This window comes from Agromyces bauzanensis, assembly GCF_014645655.1.
Taxonomy (GTDB): Bacteria; Actinomycetota; Actinomycetes; order Actinomycetales; family Microbacteriaceae; genus Agromyces; species Agromyces bauzanensis.
The window spans coordinates 1-16,769 of sequence record NZ_BMMD01000018.1 but is presented as its reverse complement, the minus strand read 5'-3'; the positions used below and the strand labels follow the sequence as shown (position 1 = coordinate 16,769).

25 protein-coding genes and 2 pseudogenes are annotated in these 16,769 nt (G+C 69.1%); 25 read left to right on the top strand and 2 right to left on the bottom strand.

Going from position 1 to position 16,769, the window contains the following annotated elements; all coding sequences use genetic code 11:
• The first annotated feature begins 2 nt into the window (after positions 1 to 2).
• From rplD to map, 21 genes are all read left to right on the top strand, one after another.
• Positions 3 to 665 carry a 50S ribosomal protein L4 gene (gene rplD / locus IEX31_RS14220; protein ID WP_188744083.1) on the top strand — a complete coding sequence of 221 codons (663 nt, stop codon included), beginning with the start codon at positions 3 to 5 and terminating at the stop codon, positions 663 to 665.
• Positions 662 to 964 (top strand): 50S ribosomal protein L23, encoded by a 303-nt coding sequence (gene rplW, locus IEX31_RS14215; protein WP_188744082.1) that lies wholly within the window; start codon positions 662 to 664, stop codon positions 962 to 964. The genes rplD and rplW overlap by 4 nt, the downstream gene beginning before the upstream one ends.
• Positions 965 to 983: 19 nt before the next feature.
• Positions 984 to 1,823 carry a 50S ribosomal protein L2 gene (rplB, locus tag IEX31_RS14210; protein ID WP_188744081.1) on the top strand — a complete coding sequence of 280 codons (840 nt, stop codon included), beginning with the start codon at positions 984 to 986 and terminating at the stop codon, positions 1,821 to 1,823.
• A gap of 12 nt (positions 1,824 to 1,835) precedes the next feature.
• On the top strand, positions 1,836 to 2,117 hold the full coding sequence (gene rpsS, locus IEX31_RS14205) for a 30S ribosomal protein S19 (RefSeq protein WP_188744080.1): 282 nt from the start codon (positions 1,836 to 1,838) through the stop codon (positions 2,115 to 2,117).
• A gap of 26 nt (positions 2,118 to 2,143) precedes the next feature.
• Positions 2,144 to 2,509 carry a 50S ribosomal protein L22 gene (gene rplV, locus IEX31_RS14200; RefSeq protein ID WP_127794246.1) on the top strand — a complete coding sequence of 122 codons (366 nt, stop codon included), beginning with the start codon at positions 2,144 to 2,146 and terminating at the stop codon, positions 2,507 to 2,509.
• The gene (rpsC, locus tag IEX31_RS14195) at positions 2,509 to 3,261 is read left to right on the top strand and encodes a 30S ribosomal protein S3 (RefSeq protein ID WP_188744079.1); all 753 of its coding nucleotides are present in this window, start codon (positions 2,509 to 2,511) and stop codon (positions 3,259 to 3,261) included. Before rplV ends, rpsC begins: the two co-directional genes overlap by 1 nt.
• Positions 3,262 to 3,263: 2 nt before the next feature.
• A complete protein-coding gene (gene rplP, locus IEX31_RS14190) occupies positions 3,264 to 3,683 on the top strand; it encodes a 50S ribosomal protein L16 (RefSeq protein WP_056010870.1) in 420 nt (139 codons plus the stop codon).
• Positions 3,683 to 4,009, top strand: a complete 327-nt coding sequence (rpmC, locus tag IEX31_RS14185) for a 50S ribosomal protein L29 (protein ID WP_188744078.1) — start codon at positions 3,683 to 3,685, stop codon at positions 4,007 to 4,009. The genes rplP and rpmC overlap by 1 nt, the downstream gene beginning before the upstream one ends.
• A gap of 2 nt (positions 4,010 to 4,011) precedes the next feature.
• Positions 4,012 to 4,311 carry a 30S ribosomal protein S17 gene (gene rpsQ, locus IEX31_RS14180; protein ID WP_188744077.1) on the top strand — a complete coding sequence of 100 codons (300 nt, stop codon included), beginning with the start codon at positions 4,012 to 4,014 and terminating at the stop codon, positions 4,309 to 4,311.
• Positions 4,312 to 4,343: 32 nt separating this feature from the next.
• Positions 4,344 to 4,712, top strand: coding sequence for a 50S ribosomal protein L14 (rplN, locus tag IEX31_RS14175; protein ID WP_188744076.1), 369 nt, complete (start codon positions 4,344 to 4,346; stop codon positions 4,710 to 4,712).
• Positions 4,713 to 4,714: 2 nt separating this feature from the next.
• A complete protein-coding gene (gene rplX, locus IEX31_RS14170) occupies positions 4,715 to 5,074 on the top strand; it encodes a 50S ribosomal protein L24 (protein WP_188744075.1) in 360 nt (119 codons plus the stop codon).
• Positions 5,074 to 5,676 (top strand): 50S ribosomal protein L5, encoded by a 603-nt coding sequence (rplE, locus tag IEX31_RS14165; protein ID WP_188744074.1) that lies wholly within the window; start codon positions 5,074 to 5,076, stop codon positions 5,674 to 5,676. The genes rplX and rplE overlap by 1 nt, the downstream gene beginning before the upstream one ends.
• Before the next feature lie 131 nt (positions 5,677 to 5,807).
• On the top strand, positions 5,808 to 6,206 hold the full coding sequence (gene rpsH / locus IEX31_RS14160) for a 30S ribosomal protein S8 (protein WP_188744073.1): 399 nt from the start codon (positions 5,808 to 5,810) through the stop codon (positions 6,204 to 6,206).
• Positions 6,207 to 6,210: 4 nt separating this feature from the next.
• Positions 6,211 to 6,747, top strand: a complete 537-nt coding sequence (gene rplF / locus IEX31_RS14155) for a 50S ribosomal protein L6 (RefSeq protein WP_188744072.1) — start codon at positions 6,211 to 6,213, stop codon at positions 6,745 to 6,747.
• 2 nt (positions 6,748 to 6,749) lie between these two features.
• Complete coding sequence (rplR, locus tag IEX31_RS14150) at positions 6,750 to 7,109, top strand: 50S ribosomal protein L18 (protein WP_188744071.1); 360 nt, start codon at positions 6,750 to 6,752, stop codon at positions 7,107 to 7,109.
• Entirely contained in the window at positions 7,106 to 7,807 is a 702-nt protein-coding gene (gene rpsE / locus IEX31_RS14145; protein WP_188744070.1) for a 30S ribosomal protein S5, read from the top strand. The genes rplR and rpsE overlap by 4 nt, the downstream gene beginning before the upstream one ends.
• The gene (rpmD, locus tag IEX31_RS14140) at positions 7,807 to 7,989 is read left to right on the top strand and encodes a 50S ribosomal protein L30 (protein ID WP_174240768.1); all 183 of its coding nucleotides are present in this window, start codon (positions 7,807 to 7,809) and stop codon (positions 7,987 to 7,989) included. The genes rpsE and rpmD overlap by 1 nt, the downstream gene beginning before the upstream one ends.
• On the top strand, positions 7,989 to 8,639 hold the full coding sequence (gene rplO, locus IEX31_RS14135) for a 50S ribosomal protein L15 (RefSeq protein ID WP_229662376.1): 651 nt from the start codon (positions 7,989 to 7,991) through the stop codon (positions 8,637 to 8,639). The genes rpmD and rplO overlap by 1 nt, the downstream gene beginning before the upstream one ends.
• A 135-nt stretch (positions 8,640 to 8,774) precedes the next feature.
• On the top strand, positions 8,775 to 10,094 hold the full coding sequence (gene secY / locus IEX31_RS14130; protein ID WP_188744069.1) for a preprotein translocase subunit SecY: 1,320 nt from the start codon (positions 8,775 to 8,777) through the stop codon (positions 10,092 to 10,094).
• The gene (locus tag IEX31_RS14125) at positions 10,091 to 10,744 is read left to right on the top strand and encodes an adenylate kinase (RefSeq protein ID WP_188744068.1); all 654 of its coding nucleotides are present in this window, start codon (positions 10,091 to 10,093) and stop codon (positions 10,742 to 10,744) included. The genes secY and IEX31_RS14125 overlap by 4 nt, the downstream gene beginning before the upstream one ends.
• Before the next feature lie 51 nt (positions 10,745 to 10,795).
• The gene (map, locus tag IEX31_RS14120; protein WP_229662382.1) at positions 10,796 to 11,602 is read left to right on the top strand and encodes a type I methionyl aminopeptidase; all 807 of its coding nucleotides are present in this window, start codon (positions 10,796 to 10,798) and stop codon (positions 11,600 to 11,602) included.
• 21 nt (positions 11,603 to 11,623) lie between these two features.
• On the opposite strand, the gene IEX31_RS14115 is transcribed toward map, so the two are convergent.
• Together IEX31_RS14115 and IEX31_RS18980 are read right to left on the bottom strand one after the other, a co-directional pair.
• Complete coding sequence (locus IEX31_RS14115) at positions 11,624 to 12,832, bottom strand: PTS sugar transporter subunit IIA (protein ID WP_229662375.1); 1,209 nt, start codon at positions 12,830 to 12,832, stop codon at positions 11,624 to 11,626.
• Positions 12,833 to 12,882: 50 nt separating this feature from the next.
• Positions 12,883 to 12,945 (bottom strand): annotated as a pseudogene (locus IEX31_RS18980) (HTH domain-containing protein); the annotation flags it as partial.
• Between the two features lie 249 nt (positions 12,946 to 13,194).
• Here IEX31_RS18980 and IEX31_RS14110 point away from each other — a divergent pair.
• The 4 genes and pseudogenes from IEX31_RS14110 to IEX31_RS14095 form a co-directional block, all read left to right on the top strand.
• Positions 13,195 to 13,530 (top strand): PTS IIB subunit, encoded by a 336-nt coding sequence (locus IEX31_RS14110; protein WP_229662374.1) that lies wholly within the window; start codon positions 13,195 to 13,197, stop codon positions 13,528 to 13,530.
• A 91-nt stretch (positions 13,531 to 13,621) separates the two neighbouring features.
• Positions 13,622 to 13,858: an HPr family phosphocarrier protein gene (locus IEX31_RS14105; protein ID WP_188744066.1), complete on the top strand. Its 237-nt coding sequence runs from the start codon at positions 13,622 to 13,624 to the stop codon at positions 13,856 to 13,858.
• A 39-nt stretch (positions 13,859 to 13,897) separates the two neighbouring features.
• Positions 13,898 to 15,580: a phosphoenolpyruvate--protein phosphotransferase gene (gene ptsP / locus IEX31_RS14100; RefSeq protein WP_188744065.1), complete on the top strand. Its 1,683-nt coding sequence runs from the start codon at positions 13,898 to 13,900 to the stop codon at positions 15,578 to 15,580.
• 129 nt (positions 15,581 to 15,709) lie between these two features.
• Positions 15,710 to 16,665, top strand: a pseudogene (locus tag IEX31_RS14095) (PTS sugar transporter subunit IIBC family protein); the annotation flags it as partial.
• Positions 16,666 to 16,769 lie beyond the last annotated feature (104 nt).

The following is a 16,769-nucleotide window of genomic DNA, read 5'->3' as shown; positions in this document are numbered from 1 at the left end:
CCATGGCTACCGCGACCAACACCATCGAAACCCTCGACGTCACCGGCAAGAAGTCGGGCACGATCGAGCTCCCCGCCGAGCTCTTCGACGTGCAGACCAACGTGCCGCTGATCCACCAGGTCGTCGTCGCCCAGCTCGCCGCCGCGCGCCAGGGCACCCACAAGACCAAGACCCGCGGCGAGGTCTCCGGCGCCGGCCGCAAGCCCTTCAAGCAGAAGGGCACGGGCCGCGCCCGCCAGGGTTCGATCCGCGCGCCGCAGATGACCGGCGGTGGCATCGTCCACGGCCCGCAGCCGCGTGACTACTCGCAACGCACCCCCAAGAAGATGATCGCCGCGGCCCTGCTCGGCGCGCTCTCCGACCGCGCTCGCGGAGGCCGCATCCACGCGGTCGAGTCGTTCGTCAGCGGCGAAGTCGCGAAGACCAAGGACGCGGTCGCGCTGCTCGCCGGCATCGCGCCGTCGAAGCACCGGCTCGTCGTGCTCACGCGCGACGACGAGCTCTCGGAGCGTGCGGTGCGCAACATCCCGACCGTGCACGTGCTGCCGGTCGACCAGCTGAACGCCTACGACGTGCTCGTCTCAGACGACATCGTCTTCAGCACTGCCGCGCTCGAGGCGTTCATCGCCGCGAAGCAGTCGAAGAAGGAAGAGGTCTCCGCATGAGCGCCGTCCACGACAAGGACCCGCGCGACATCATCATCGCGCCCGTCGTCTCGGAGAAGAGCTACGGCCTGATCGACGAGGGCAAGTACACGTTCATCGTGGACCCCCGCTCGAGCAAGACCGAGATCAAGCTCGCGATCGAGAAGATCTTCAACGTCCAGGTGGCGTCGATCAACACCCTCAACCGTCAGGGCAAGACGCGTCGCACCCGCTTCGGGATCGGCAAGCGCAAGGACACCAAGCGCGCGATCGTCACACTCAAGTCCGGCTCGATCGACATCTTCACGGCTGTCGGCTAGGGAGCAGAGGAACCTCACTATGGCTATTCGCAAGTACAAGCCCACGACCCCCGGTCGTCGCGGTTCGTCGGTCGCCGACTTCGCTGAGATCACGCGCTCGACGCCCGAGAAGTCGTTGCTCCGCCCGCTGTCGAAGACCGGTGGCCGCAACAACCAGGGCCGCATCACGACCCGTCACATCGGTGGTGGCCACAAGCGCCAGTACCGCGTGATCGACTTCCGTCGCAACGACAAGGACGGCGTGCCCGCCAAGGTCGCGCACATCGAATACGACCCGAACCGCACCGCTCGCATCGCGCTGCTCCACTTCGTGGACGGCACCAAGCGCTATATCCTGGCGCCGAACAAGCTGCAGCAGGGCGACGCGATCGAGTCGGGCCCGAACGCCGACATCAAGCCCGGCAACAACCTGCCGCTGCGCAACATCCCCACGGGTACCGTCGTGCACGCCATCGAGCTCCGCCCCGGCGGCGGCGCGAAGCTGGCGCGCTCGGCCGGTGCGTCCGTCCGCCTCGTGGCGAAGGACGGCCCCTACGCGCAGCTCCGCCTGCCCTCGGGCGAGATCCGCAACGTCGACGCGCGCTGCCGCGCGACCGTCGGCGAGGTCGGCAACGCCGAGCAGTCGAACATCAACTGGGGCAAGGCCGGCCGCAAGCGCTGGAAGGGCGTGCGCCCGACCGTGCGCGGTGTCGCGATGAATCCGGTCGACCACCCGCACGGTGGTGGCGAGGGCAAGACCTCGGGTGGTCGTCACCCGGTCAGCCCGTGGGGCCAGTCCGAAGGCCGTACCCGTCGCCCCAACCGGGAAAGCGACAAGCTCATCGTTCGCCGGCGCACCGTCGGCAAGAAGCGCAAGTAGGAGTTGTAGAAGATGCCGCGCAGTCTCAAGAAGGGCCCCTTCGTCGATGACCACCTGCTTCGCAAGGTCGTCACGCAGAACGAGTCCGGTTCCAAGAACGTCATCAAGACCTGGTCGCGCCGATCGATGATCGTCCCGGCGATGCTGGGTCACACGATCGCCGTGCACGACGGTCGCAAGCACATCCCGGTGTTCGTCACCGAGACCATGGTGGGTCACAAGCTCGGAGAGTTCGCCCCCACCCGCACCTTCCGTGGACACGTGAAGGACGACAAGAAGGGCCGTCGCCGCTGACGCGGTGACGTGAAGGAGGAGAAGAAATGGTGGAGTCGATCGCACGTGTGCGACACATCCGCGTCACCCCCCAGAAGGCTCGCCGCGTCGTCAATCTGATCCGCGGCAAGCAGGCACAGGAGGCGCTCGCCATCCTGAAGTTCGCGCCCCAGGGCGCGAGCGAGCCGGTGTACAAGCTCGTCGCCTCGGCCATCGCGAACGCTCGCGTCAAGGCCGACGCCACGAACACCTACCTGGACGAGCAGGACCTCTACATCAGCCGTGCATTCGTCGACGAGGGCACCACCCTCAAGCGATTCCAGCCGCGCGCGCAGGGTCGTGCCTTCCGCATCAACAAGCGAACGAGCCACATCACCGTCGTGCTCGCCACGCCCGAGGAGGGTACGAAGTAATGGGTCAGAAGGTCAACCCGTACGGCTTCCGTCTCGGCATCACCACCGACCACGTGTCGCGGTGGTTCTCCGACTCGACGAAGCCCGGACAGCGATACGCCGACTACCTCGCCGAGGACGTCAAGATCCGTCGCCTGCTCCAGACGTCGCTCGACCGCGCGGGGGTCTCGCGCATCGAGATCGAGCGCACCCGTGACCGCGTCCGAGTGGACATCCACACGGCGCGTCCCGGCATCGTGATCGGCCGCCGCGGCGCCGAGGCCGAGCGCATCCGCGCCGACCTCGAGAAGCTCACCGGCAAGCAGATCCAGCTCAACATCCTCGAGGTGAAGAACCCCGAGGCCGACGCCCAGCTGGTCGCTCAGGGCATCGCCGAGCAGCTCTCCGCCCGCGTGGCGTTCCGCCGCGCGATGCGCAAGGGCCTGCAGGGTGCGCAGCGCGCCGGCGCCAAGGGCGTTCGCATCCAGGTCTCCGGCCGCCTCGGCGGCGCCGAGATGAGCCGCTCGGAGTTCTACCGCGAAGGCCGTGTGCCCCTGCACACGCTCCGCGCGAACATCGACTACGGCTTCTACGAGGCGAAGACCACGTTCGGCCGCATCGGCGTGAAGGTCTGGATCTACAAGGGCGACATCACCAACAAGGAACTCGCCCGCGAGCAGGCTTCGCAGAAGCCCTCGCGCGGTGACCGCAGTGACCGCCCCCGTCGTGCGCCCAGGGCGCAGGAGCCGGTGGCAGCAGGAGTTGAGGCATAACCATGTTGATTCCCCGTCGAGTCAAGTACCGCAAGCAGCACCACCCCGGTCGTTCGGGTCACGCCACCGGCGGCACGAAGGTCACCTTCGGCGAGTTCGGCATCCAGGCCCTGACCCCCGCTTACGTGACGAACCGTCAGATCGAGTCCGCTCGTATCGCGATGACGCGTCACATCAAGCGCGGCGGCAAGGTGTGGATCAACATCTATCCCGACCGACCGCTCACGAAGAAGCCGGCCGAGACCCGAATGGGTTCCGGCAAGGGCTCGCCCGAGTGGTGGGTCGCCAACGTCAAGCCGGGTCGCGTCCTCTTCGAGGTCTCGGGCGTCTCCGAGGAGCTCGCTCGTGAGGCCATGACCCGTGCCATCCACAAGCTGCCCCTCAAGGCACGCATCATCAAGCGCGAGGAGGGCGACGCATAATGGCCGTCGGAACGAAGGAGCTCGCGCCGAGCGAGCTCGACACCTTTGAAGACGAGCGACTCGTCGACGAGCTGAAGAAGGCCAAGGAGGAGCTGTTCAACCTGCGCTTCCAGGCCGCAACGGGTCAGCTCGAGAGCCACGGCCGCCTGCGTGCCGTCAAGCGCGACATCGCCCGCATCTACACGGTCATCCGTGAGCGCGAGCTCGGCATCCGGGCCACGCCCGCGCCGGTCGAGGCGAAGGCGGCGCCCGAGAAGAAGACCAAGAAGGCCAAGGCCGAGGCATCCGCTGATGCCGCAGCCGAGGCAGAGACGAAGGAGGCCTGAACATGGCTGAGACCGAGAAGGCCACGGCCGAGGTCGCCGAGACGGCCTCGCACCGCCCGTACCGCAAGGTGCGCCGCGGCTATGTCGTGAGCGACAAGATGCAGAAGACCATCGTCGTCGAGGTCGAGGATCGCGTGAAGCACCCGCTGTACGGCAAGGTCATCCGCCGCACCTCGAAGGTCACGGCGCACGACGAGCAGAACACCGCGGGTATCGGCGACCTCGTCGTCATCACCGAGACCCGGCCCCTCAGCGCCACCAAGCGCTGGCGCCTCGTCGAGATCGTCGAGAAGGCCAAGTAAGCCACGCGCTTGCTTGAGAGAAGGAGTTCGAAGTGCTTCAGCAGGAATCACGACTCAAGGTGGCCGACAACACCGGCGCCAAGGAGCTGCTCACGATCCGCGTGCTCGGGGGTTCCAAGCGCCGCTATGCCGGCCTCGGTGACACCATCGTCGCGACCGTCAAGGACGCGATCCCCGGCGGCAACGTCAAGAAGGGCGAAGTCGTCAAGGCCGTCATCGTCCGCACGGTCAAGGAGACGCGTCGCCCGGACGGCTCGTACATCAAGTTCGACGAGAACGCCGCGGTGATCCTCAAGAACGACGGCGACCCCCGTGGCACCCGCATCTTCGGACCGGTCGGCCGCGAGCTGCGCGACCGGAAGTTCATGAAGATCATCTCGCTGGCACCGGAGGTGCTGTAACCATGGCCAACATCAAGAAGGGCGACCTCGTCCAGGTCATCTCCGGCCGCAGCCAGGCCCGCGGCGGAGACCGCGGCAAGCAGGGCAAGGTCATCGAGGTGCTCGTCGCCGAGAACCGCGTCGTGGTCGAGGGCGTGAACTTCGTCACGAAGCACGTACGCGTCGGCCAGACGCAGCGCGGCTCGAAGACGGGCGGCATCGAGACGCACGAGGCGCCGATCCACGTGTCGAACGTCGCGCTCGTCGACCCCGAGACGAAGAAGCCGACCCGCGTCGGCTTCCGTACCGAGACCGTGACGAAGGACGGCGTCTCCAAGACCGTCCGCGTCCGCTACGCCAAGAAGTCAGGTAAGGACCTGTAATGACCGATACGGCAACGCAGGCTGGCGCTGTGCCCACCAAAGCAGCCCAGCCGCGACTGAAGACCAAGTACCGGACCGAGATCGCGAATGCCCTCACCGAGGAGCACGGCTACACCAACGTGCACCAGGTTCCGGGACTCGTGAAGATCGTCGTGAACATGGGCGTCGGCGAGGCGGCCCGCGATGGCAAGGTCATCGACGGTGCGATCGCGGACCTCACCAGGATCACCGGGCAGAAGCCGCAGGTCACCAAGGCCCGCAAGTCCATCGCGCAGTTCAAGCTGCGCGAGGGCCAGCCCATCGGCGCGCACGTGACCCTGCGCGGCGACCGCATGTGGGAGTTCCTCGACCGCCTGCTCTCGCTCGCGCTGCCCCGCATCCGCGACTTCCGGGGCCTGTCGGACCAGCAGTTCGACGGCACCGGCAACTACACCTTCGGCCTCGTGGAGCAGTCGGTGTTCCACGAGATCGACCAGGACAAGATCGACCGCGTCCGCGGCATGGACATCACCGTGGTGACCACCGCCAAGAACGACGACGAGGGCCGCGCGCTGCTCAAGCAGCTGGGCTTCCCGTTCCGGTCGAACACGTCCGGCAATTGAGCCCCGGATGCCGCGGGCGACGAGTTCGCGGCATCCGACCCGGGTCCTGGCATCCGCCAGGTCCCAGCCACCACAGGTCATCACTCGTGTAACGGGTGCTGAAACCTGGTGAACGTAAGGAACCATTCGTCATGACGATGACCGACCCGGTCGCTGACATGCTGACCCGCCTGCGCAACGCGAACTCGGCGCACCACGACTCCGTGTCGATGCCGCACTCCAAGCTCAAGGCGCACATCGCCGAGATCCTCAAGAACGAGGGCTACATCGCGAGCTTCGAGGTGACCGACGCGCGCGTGGGCAAGATGCTCACACTGCAGCTCAAGTTCGGCCCCAATCGCGAGCGCTCGATCGCGGGCATCAAGCGCGTTTCGAAGCCCGGCCTCCGCGTCTACGCGAAGTCCACCGAGCTGCCCAAGGTGCTCGGCGGCCTCGGCGTCGCGATCCTGTCCACCTCCAGCGGTCTGCTCACCGACCGTCAGGCCGAGAAGAAGGGTGTGGGTGGGGAAGTCCTCGCCTACGTGTGGTAGTTCCATGTCACGAATCGGACGACTCCCCATCGACATCCCCGCCGGTGTCGACGTCACGGTCGACGGCTCCGCCGTCACCGTCAAGGGCCCGAAGGGTGAGCTCTCGCTCACCGTCGCGTCGCCCATCGAGGTGAAGATGGAGGACGGCCAGGTCCTCGTCACCCGCCCCGACGACGAGCGCGAGTCGCGCTCGCTGCACGGGCTCACCCGCTCGCTCATCGCGAACCAGATCATCGGCGTGACGCAGGGGTACTCCAAGGCCCTCGAGATCGTCGGCACCGGGTACCGCGTCGCCCAGAAGGGCTCCGCGATCGAGTTCGCCCTCGGCTTCTCGCACCCGGTCACGGTCGAGCCGCCGGCCGGCATCACGTTGTCCGTCGAGGGCAACAACAAGGTCACGGTCGCGGGCATCGACAAGCAGGCCGTGGGCGAGGCCGCCGCCAACATCCGCAAGATCAAGAAGCCCGAGCCGTACAAGGGCAAGGGCATCCGCTACGCCGGCGAAGTCGTTCGTCGCAAGGCCGGAAAGTCAGGTAAGTAATCATGGCTGTGAAGACCAAGACGGCTGCGCGCACGCGCCGCCACGCCCGCCTTCGCAAGAAGATCGTCGGCACCGTCGAGCGCCCGCGCCTCGTCGTCACGCGTTCGGCCCGTCACGTCTTCGTGCAGGTGGTCGACGACGCCGTGGGCCGCACCCTGGCGTCCGCCTCCACCATGGAGGCCGACCTCCGCGCGTTCGATGGTGACAAGACCGCCAAGGCCAGGAAGGTCGGCGAGCTCGTTGCCGAACGTGCGAAGCAGGCCGGCATCGAGTCGGTCGTCTTCGACCGCGGCGGCAACAAGTACGCCGGTCGCGTCGCCGCCATCGCCGATGGCGCGCGAGAGGCGGGGCTGAGCCTGTGACCGACAACAAGAAGGAGAACGAGGTGGCTGCAGTGGCAGAGGCACCCGTGGAGACCGCCGCCGCGAGCGAGTCTCCCCAGAACGAGCCGCGCGAGGCCCGTCGTGGCAGCCGCGACCGTGGCCCGAGCCGCGACCGCGGTGGCCGTGACGCCGAGAAGAGCCAGTTCCTCGAGCGCGTCGTGACCATCAACCGCGTTTCCAAGGTCGTCAAGGGCGGCCGTCGCTTCAGCTTCACGGCGCTCGTCGTCGTGGGTGACGGCAACGGCCTCGTCGGCGTCGGCTACGGCAAGGCGCGCGAGGTCCCGACCGCGATCTCGAAGGGCGTCGAGGAGGCGAAGAAGAACTTCTTCCGCGTTCCCCGCGTGGGCGCGACCATCCCGCACCCCGTCCAGGGTGAGGCGGCCGCGGGCGTCGTCCTGCTCCGCCCGGCGTCGCCCGGTACCGGTGTCATCGCCGGCGGTCCGGTCCGTGCCGTGCTCGAGTGCGCCGGCATCCACGACGTCCTGAGCAAGTCGCTCGGCTCGTCGAACACCATCAACATCGTGCACGCCACGGTGGAGGCCCTCAAGGAGCTCGAGGAGCCGCGTGCGGTCGCCGCGCGCCGTGGCCTCGACTACGACGAGGTCGCCCCCGCCCGTCTGCTGCGTGCCGAGGCCCAGGCGGCCGAGGCTGCCGCAGCAGCGAAGGCGGGTGCCTGATGGCGAAGCTCAAGGTGACCCAGATCAAGTCCAAGGTGAGCGAGAAGCAGAACCAGCGCGACACGCTGCGCAGCCTCGGACTGAAGCGCATCGGCGATTCGGTCGTTCGTGACGACACCCCGCAGAACCGCGGCTACGTCAAGACCGTCGCCCACCTCGTGAAGGTTGAGGAGATCGACTAATGGCAGAGAACGAGAAGGCCGCCGGGGCCGCCGAGCCCGAGAAGGCTCCGGCGAAGAAGGCGCCGGCCAAGGCCGCCGCCGCGAAGGCGCCCGCCAAGGCCGCCGCGGCGAAGGCGCCGGCCAAGACCGCCGCGGCCAAGGCCGACGACGCGAAGGCCGAGAAGGCCCCCGCGAAGAAGGCTGCCGCCAAGGACGCCGTCGAGGCCAAGCGCGAGCCGGTGCTGAAGGTGCACCACCTGCGCCCCGCGCCCGGTGCCAAGAAGGACAAGACCCGCGTCGGACGCGGTGAGGGTTCGAAGGGCAAGACCGCCGGTCGCGGCACCAAGGGTTCGAAGGCCCGCAACAACATCCGCCCCGGCTTCGAGGGTGGCCAGCTTCCATACCACATGCGTGCGCCGAAGCTGCGCGGCTTCAAGAACCCGTTCCGCGTCGAGTACCAGGTGGTCAACCTGGCGAAGCTCGCCGAGCTCTACCCGAAGGGCGGCGACGTCACCGTCGCCGACCTCGTCGAGAAGGGTGCCGTCCGCAAGAACGAGCGCGTGAAGGTGCTCGGCAACGGCGACATCCAGGTGAAGCTCAATGTCGCGGTCGACAAGGTCTCCGGCTCCGCCGAGCAGAAGATCGTCGCCGCAGGCGGCTCGGTCAAGTAGGCCGAAGCCCACCGGATCGCCCGAGCCTGTCGGGACCTCGCGTATGATTCACGGGGGTCTCGACAGGCTCGAGTCGCATCCTGCCCCATTCGGCAACAGCGCAACACGCTCCCACACGGAGTGACAGGAGGACGAGTGTTCAACGCCATCGGGCGGATCTTCCGCACGCCGGATCTTCGCCGCAAGATCGGGTTCACGCTGGGCATCGTGGCCCTGTTCCGGCTCGGGTCCTTCATCCCGGCGCCCTTCGTGGACTTCGGGAACGTGCAGGCGTGTCTCGCGGCGAGCCAGGGGGCATCCGGCCTCTACGAGCTCGTCAACCTGTTCTCGGGCGGCGCGCTCCTCCAGCTCTCGATCTTCGCGCTCGGCATCATGCCGTACATCACGGCTTCGATCATCGTGCAGCTGCTGCGCGTCGTGATCCCGCACTTCGAGACCCTCTACAAGGAGGGCCAAGCCGGCCAGGCGCGACTCACCCAGTACACGCGCTACCTCACGATCGCGCTCGGCGTGCTGCAGTCGACGACGCTCATCACCGTCGCCAGGTCGGGCGCGCTGTTCCCCTCGGGCGCCCCCGAGTGCTCGCAGCTCATCACGAACGACGCCTGGTACGCGGTCCTGCTCATGGTCATCACCATGACCGCCGGCACGGGCCTCATCATGTGGCTCGGCGAGCTGATCACCGAGCGCGGCATCGGCAACGGCATGTCGCTGCTCATCTTCACGTCGATCGCGGCGACCTTCCCCGGCTCGCTCTGGGCGATCGGCGTGGCCCGCGGCTGGGACATCTTCGCGCTCGTGCTCGCCGTCGGCCTGCTCATCGTCGTGGCGGTCGTCTTCGTCGAGCAGTCGCAGCGACGCATCCCCGTGCAGTACGCCAAGCGCATGGTCGGCCGGCGCACGTACGGCGGCAACAACACCTACATCCCCATCAAGGTGAACATGGCCGGCGTCGTGCCCGTCATCTTCGCCTCGTCGCTCCTGTACCTGCCCGCACTCATCGCGCAGTTCAACCAGCCGGCGGCCGGCGAGGAGCCGCAGCCGTGGGTCGTCTGGATCACGAACTACCTCACTCAGGGCGACCACCCGCTCTACATGCTGCTGTACTTCCTCCTCATCATCGGGTTCACGTACTTCTACGTCGCCATCACGTTCAACCCCGACGAGGTCGCCGAGAACATGAAGAAGTACGGCGGCTTCATCCCGGGCATCCGGGCCGGGCGCCCGACGGCGGAGTACCTCGACTACGTGCTCACGCGCGTGACCCTGCCGGGCTCGCTCTACCTGGGCCTCGTCGCGCTCATCCCGCTGATCGCCCTCGGACTGGTCGGGGCCAACGCGAACTTCCCGTTCGGCGGCGCGTCGATCCTCATCATCGTGGGCGTCGGCCTCGAGACCGTGAAGCAGATCGACGCACAACTCCAGCAACGGCACTACGAAGGGCTCCTCCGATGACCGTTCGACAGGCTCACGGCGCCGCGGCATCCGCCTCGGCACGTCTCCTGATCGTGGGCCCCCAGGGCTCCGGCAAGGGAACGCAGGGCGTGCTCGTCGCGAAGGCGTTCGGCGTGCCGCAGGTGGCCACGGGCGACATCTTCCGCGAGAACGTGTCGAACGGCACGGAGCTCGGCAAGAAGGTCCAGGCCATCATCGAGTCGGGCGACCTGGTCCCCGACGAGCTCACGAGCGAACTCGTCCGCGACCGCCTCGAGCAGCCCGATGCCGCGCGCGGCTTCCTGCTCGACGGGTATCCCCGCAACCTGGGCCAGGTCGGCGACCTCGACGCCTTCCTCGAGCCCCGCGGGGAGGCCCTCGACGCCGTGATCGAGCTCGTGGTGCCCCGCGAGGAGAGCATCGCGCGCATCACCCAGCGGGCGGCACAGCAAGGGCGCAGCGACGACACCGAAGAGGTCATCGCGAACCGCCTCGACATCTACGAGCGGGAGACCGCGCCGATCCTCGACGTCTATCGAGCGCGGGGCATCGTCGACGAGGTCGACGGCGTCGGCACCCTCGAGGAGGTCACCGACCGCATCTTCGCCGCCCTCGCGAAGCGAGACCTGACCGCGGACGCGCACGACGGCGGCAACGGCGCGGCGGCCTGACGCCCCGTGTTCCGTCGGTCGCTGTACAAGTCTCCGGCCGAGCTCCGCTCGATGCTCGTGGCGGGCTCGGCGACCGCGGCGGCGCTCACCGAGGTCCGGCGAAAGGTCGCGCCGGGCGCCACTCCGCTGGAGCTCGATGCCGCCGCCGAACGTGTCATCCGGCGCCTCGGGGGTCGTCCGAACTTCCAGCTGGTACCCGGCTATCGGCACACGCTCTGCGTCTCCGTCAACGATGACGTCGTGCACGGCATCCCGGGCGAACGGCCGTTCCGGGCGGGAGATATCGTCTCGGTCGACGGCGGCGCCGACGTCGACGGCTGGAACGGCGACGCGGCGTTCACGGTCGTGATCCCCGACCCAGCACGTCCCGAGGTCGTGGCGGCCAGGGAGAGGCTGTCGAAGGTCACCGAGCAGTCGCTGTGGCACGGCATCGCCGCCCTCGCGACGGCCCGCCACCTCAACGAGGTGGGTGCGGCCATCGAGGACCACGTGCTCGGTGAGGGGGACGCCTCGACGGGCTCAGGGCAACGGTACGGCATCCTCACCGACTACGTCGGTCACGGCATCGGACGCGAGATGCACGAGGAACCGCCGGTCTTCAATTACCGCGTCGACCGCCGCGGTGCCGCCGTGCGACCCGGACTCGTGGTCGCGATCGAGCCCATGATCGTCGCGGGTGCCGTCGAGACCTTCGTGCGCGACGACGACTGGACGGTGACGACCGCCGACGGCGCGGATGCCGCGCACTGGGAGCATACGGTCGCCGTGCACGACGACGGCATCTGGGTGCTCACCGCACCCGACGGCGGCGCCGCCGGGCTCGCTCCACTCGGCGTGGATCCGGTGCCGATCCCCTAGGACGGGCTCGACGCGCTCAGCTCAGGACCCGTGCGGTTCCATGAGCCGCGCGAGCTCGGCGAGCAGGCCGGGATAGTCCTCCGCCCCCTGCACCAGCCGCTGCACGTTCTCGCGCTCCGAGAACGCCTCCACGAACTGGTCGAAGACCTCCTGGAATTCGGCCCGTCCGCTCTCCGCGAACGCGATGAGGGCGACCACGTGCACGTGCGCACCGCCCCAGTCCACGGGCGTGTCGTCGACGGCGATGGCGATGGCCGTACGCCGGGCGGACATGGTCATCGCGTGCGGCACGGCGAGGTGCTCGGTGAAGGCCGTCGACGAGAGCCGTTCCCGCTCGAGGGCTCCCTCGACGTACGCCTGGTCGATGACGCCCGACGAGATCATGCGGTCGCCGAGGTGCCGGATGACCCCTTCCCGGTCGAGGCCCCGCATGCCGCGCACGAACAGCTCGGGCGCGATGTACCGGGAGAGCGAGGCGGCCAGCCGCATCCGCCGTCGGGCACTACGCACGCGCGACACCTCGGCCCGGAAGCGCTCGAGATCGTCCTCCGTAGGGAACGGCGAGACGATGACGAGGCGCCCGACGGGGGCCGTGGGCGCGAGCACCGCCACCACGAGGTCGGCCGACCCCACGTCGTCGCCGGCCACCACCTCCACGTCGTCGTCGACCGCGGCGCGCACCCGCTCGGCGAGGGCGGTGTGCACGTCATGGTAGGCGGGCGCCGAGACGGCCACCCGCACCACCTCGCCGCGGGAACGGCGCCGGTCGAGGTAGGCGCCCACGTGCACGGCGATGTAGGCGATCTCGTCGTCGATCACGGCGATGCCCTCGGAGCGGGCGAGCTCGCTCGCGATGTACACCGCGAGCTCGTAGATGAGCGGGTAGGCGGCCTTGATCGACGTCGTGAGCGGATTGCGCGAGAAGGGCGGCCCGGAAGCCCGCGATCTCGGGGAACGCGGCACGCAGCTCGTCGAGCTCGAGCATGCCCCGCGCCGACTCGTCGCGGAGGAGCGCGCCGAGGAGCCTCCGTCGCGCCGACTCGGGTCCCTCCAGGGTGATGCGGGACCCTGGCGCACGAGCCGGAGCCCGGTGCCCTCGAGCCGGGCGCGCACGCGGGCGAGGTCCGCCTCAAACGTCGAATCGCTCGCATGGTTCGCCGCGGCCGGCTCGTAGACGTCGAGGCCGTCGGCGGCATCGATGAGCGAGCGGATGACGCGGGCTGCGCGCACCCCGGGCGTGACTCCACGACCGTGCCGCCGGCGTTCGCCTGCGCGGTGTAGTTGCGGATGGTGCGCGTCGTCACCCCGAGTCGCTCGGCGAGCTCCGACGCCGTCGTCCACATCTCGGCAGGGCCGAGCGCGTCGACGAGTCGCTGCCATCTCTCGGCCACTGCAGCTCCCGGTTCCGCCGGCGCACCGCGACGCCGTGCGCTGCAGCCAGTCAATCACCACGGCCCGCGTCGTGGCCCCTTCCGCAGTCCGTTTTCCGGGGGTGTTGAAACGAATCGGGTGGAGCGGCGGCGGGCGGCGCGGGCAGAATTGAGTCGATCGCGGTTGGACGCCGCGGCCGAACGATCGACGAGGACCGGGCGATGGCCGGGCGAGGAGGCGTGGTGGTGCGCATCATCGTGGTCTGCGGGGCGGGCGCCTCGAGCACCTTCGTCGCGCACCGGATCCGCAGGGCCGCAGCGGCCCGTGGCGTCGACGTGCGCGCGACCCCCACGAGCGAGTCCGGGCTCGAGCAGGCGCTCGCGAATGCGGACGTGCTCCTCGTCGGACCGCACCTCGGCGACCGCGTCGGCCTCCTGCGCGAACGCGCGGCGGCGGCATCCGCGCTGATCGTGATCCTTCCCGAGGGCGCGGCCGCCGCGGCCGACGGGGAGGACGCCCTCGACCTGGCTCTCGAGTTCGGCGGGGCCGGATCATGACGCCGCGCGCGCCGCGCGCCGCGGTGGTCACCGATAGGCCCGCGGGCTATGGTGAGCGAGGGAACGGAAGCCAGCGACGGAGACCGGAATCATGGTGGAACGCACAGTTCGAATCGGATCCACGCACGGCCTGCACGCTCGGCCGGCGAAGCTCTTCACCCAGGCCGTGGCCGCCTCGGGTACCCGGGTCATGGTGCAGACGACCGGTGGTCCGGCCGTCAACGCGGCCAGCATCCTGGCCGTCATCGCGCAGGGGATCGACCATGGCGACGAGCGGGCCGTGCTCGACGAGCTCGTCGAGCTGCTCAGCACCGACCACGACGAGTAGCGCCTGGCATCCGCCCATGCAATCGGACCTGGAGGGCGAATGATGGAGATCACAGGCACGGGCATCGGACAGGGCGTCGCCGTCGGACCGGTCGTACGCATGGCCGAACGACTGCCGGAACCGGTCGACCGGCCGAGTCACCTCGATCCCGAGCGCGAGGGCGAGCGGGCGAGGGGGTCGCTGTCGGTCGTCGCGGCGGAGCTCGCCAACCGCGGCGCGAAGGCGGGCGGCGCGGCGAAGGACGTGCTCGAGGCGCAGGCGATGATGGCCGAGGACCCGAGCATCATCGACGAGGTGACGAAGCTGCTCGCGACCGGCAAGACCGCCGAGCGCGCGGTGTACGAGGCGTTCGCGGCGTACCGCGACCTGCTCGTGGGCATGGGCGGGTACATGGGGGAGCGGGCCGCCGACCTCGACGACATCTCCCAGCGCGTCATCGCGCACCTCCTCAAGCTGCCGGCGCCCGGCGTTCCGAACCCCGGGCACCCCTTCGTGCTCGTAGCCCGCGACCTCGCGCCCGCCGACACCGCGATGCTCGACCTCGACCAGGTGCTGGGGCTGGTCACCGTCGGCGGCGGCCCGACCTCGCACACCGCGATCCTCGCCCGCGAGAAGGCGATCGTCGCCGTCGTGGGGGCGGCGGATGCCACGGCCCTGGCCGACGGCGACACCGTCGTCGTCGACGCGGCGGCCGGCCTCGTCGTCTCCACGCCCACGCCCGAGCAGCTCGCCGACGCGAACGCGCGGATCGCGGAGCGTGCGGCGTTGCAGGCCGCGCCGGTGACGCCCGGCGCCCTCGCCGACGGCACGCCCGTGCCGCTCCTCGTGAACCTCGGCTCGGCCGAGGGCGCCGTGGAGGCGCTGCGGCTCGGTGCCGAGGGCGTCGGCCTCTTCCGAACCGAGTTCCTCTTCCTCGACCACAACACGGCCCCGAGCGTGCGCGACCAGCAGGAGCACTACACGAAGCTCCTCAGGGCCTTCGCGGGCAAGAAGGTCGTCGTGCGCGTCCTCGACGCGGGCGCCGACAAGCCGCTGTCGTTCCTCAACGCCGCACACGAGGAGAACCCCGCACTCGGACTCCGCGGCATCCGTGCACTGCGCCATTCCGAGGTCATCCTGCGCGAGCAGCTCACGGCCCTCGCCGCAGCGGATGCCGCGACCGACGCCGAGGTGTGGGTCATGGCGCCCATGGTGGCGACCGTCGAGGAGGCCCGCTACTTCTCGGCCCTCGCGAAGGAGCTCGGCATGCGGGTGGCGGGCGTCATGGTGGAGACGCCGTCGGCCGCGCTCATCGCCGACCGCGTGCTCGCCGCGTGCGACTTCGCGTCGATCGGCACGAACGACCTCACCCAGTACACGATGGCCGCCGACCGACTGCTCGGCACCGTCGCGAACCTGCAGGACCCGTGGCATCCTGCCGTGCTCCGCCTGGTCGGCGACGTCGGCGCGGCCGGAGCCGAACTCGGCAAGCCCGTCGGCATCTGCGGCGAGGCCGCCGCCGATCCGCTGCTCGCCGTCGTGCTCGTGGGCCTCGGCGCCACGAGCCTGTCGATGTCGCCATCGGCACTCGCAGATGTCCGCGCCTCCCTCGCGCGGTACAGCCCGGATGACGCGAAGGCGCTCGCCCGGGCAGCCCTGGCCGCTGAGGGAGCGGCCGAAGCCAAGCGGGCGGCCGAGGCCGCCGCATCCGAGATCACCGCGTCGCGGGCCACCGCGTCGTGAACACGAGAGGGGCAACACCGTGACAACGACGTCTGGGGGAGCGAAGCGGCCGGGGGAGCACGCGTCGCCGTCCGGAGGTTCGGTACCTTCCTCAGCGGGAATGAAGAAGGCGGTGAAGATGCCCCACGGGCCTGGACGATGAAGCGACTCGACGCGCTCTGGGACGGCAAGATCCGCGCCGGGTTCGGGATGCTCGTCAACATGTGCGAGCGGTCCGAGGCATCATGAACGTGCTGTCGGCCGCGGTGAACTGGCTCGTGGAGACGAACCTGCTGCCGCTCACCAGCATCATCATCGAGCCCGCCAAGGTGCTCTTCCTCAACAACGCGATCAACCACGGCGTGCTCACGCCGCTGGGGCTCAGCGAGGCGGCGGAGGAGGGGTCGTCGATCCTGTTCCTGCTCGAGGCGAACCCCGGACCGGGCGTCGGCCAACTGCTGGCCTTCACGTTCTTCGGCATCGGCGCAGCACGCGCGTCGGCGCCCGGCGCAGCGGTCATCCAGTTCTTCGGCGGCATCCACGAGGTCTACTTCCCGTTCGCGCTCATGAAGCCGGTCCTCATCGTCGCCCTGATCGCCGGCGGCATGACGGGCGTCACCACGAACATGCTCCTCGGCGGCGCGCTGCGGGCACCGGCTGCTCCGGGCAGCATCATCGCGGTGATCGCACAGACGGCGCCTGGGGCGTATGTCGCGGTGATCCTGTCGGTGATCCTGTCGGCCACGGTCACGTTCGTCATCGCCGCGGTCATCCTGCGGGCCACCCGTGGTCGCGACCTCGCGGCCGAGGCCGACCAGTTCGCGGCGGCGGTGGCGCAGACCGAGGCCAACAAGGGCAAGTCCTCGGCGGCCATGGACGCGCTGCGCGCCGAGACCGCGGGCGAGGACGAGGCCGAGGATGCGCTCGACCGGCTCGAGACCGAGGCCGAGACGGCCGGACGGCTCCAGGGCGGCATCGTCCCGACGCATCCCGTGCACAACGTCGTCTTCGCCTGCGACGCCGGCATGGGCACGTCGGCGATGGGCGCGAGCGTGCTGCGCAACAAGATCAAGAAGGCGGGCATCGAGGATGTCACGGTGACCAACTAGTGTCGTGCGCCTGAAATTCTCTGGTTAAGTTGTAGAATGGGGTATGCCGAGAACGGGACGCCCGAAGGCCGAGTTGATTCTGAGTGATGAGGAGCGGGAGC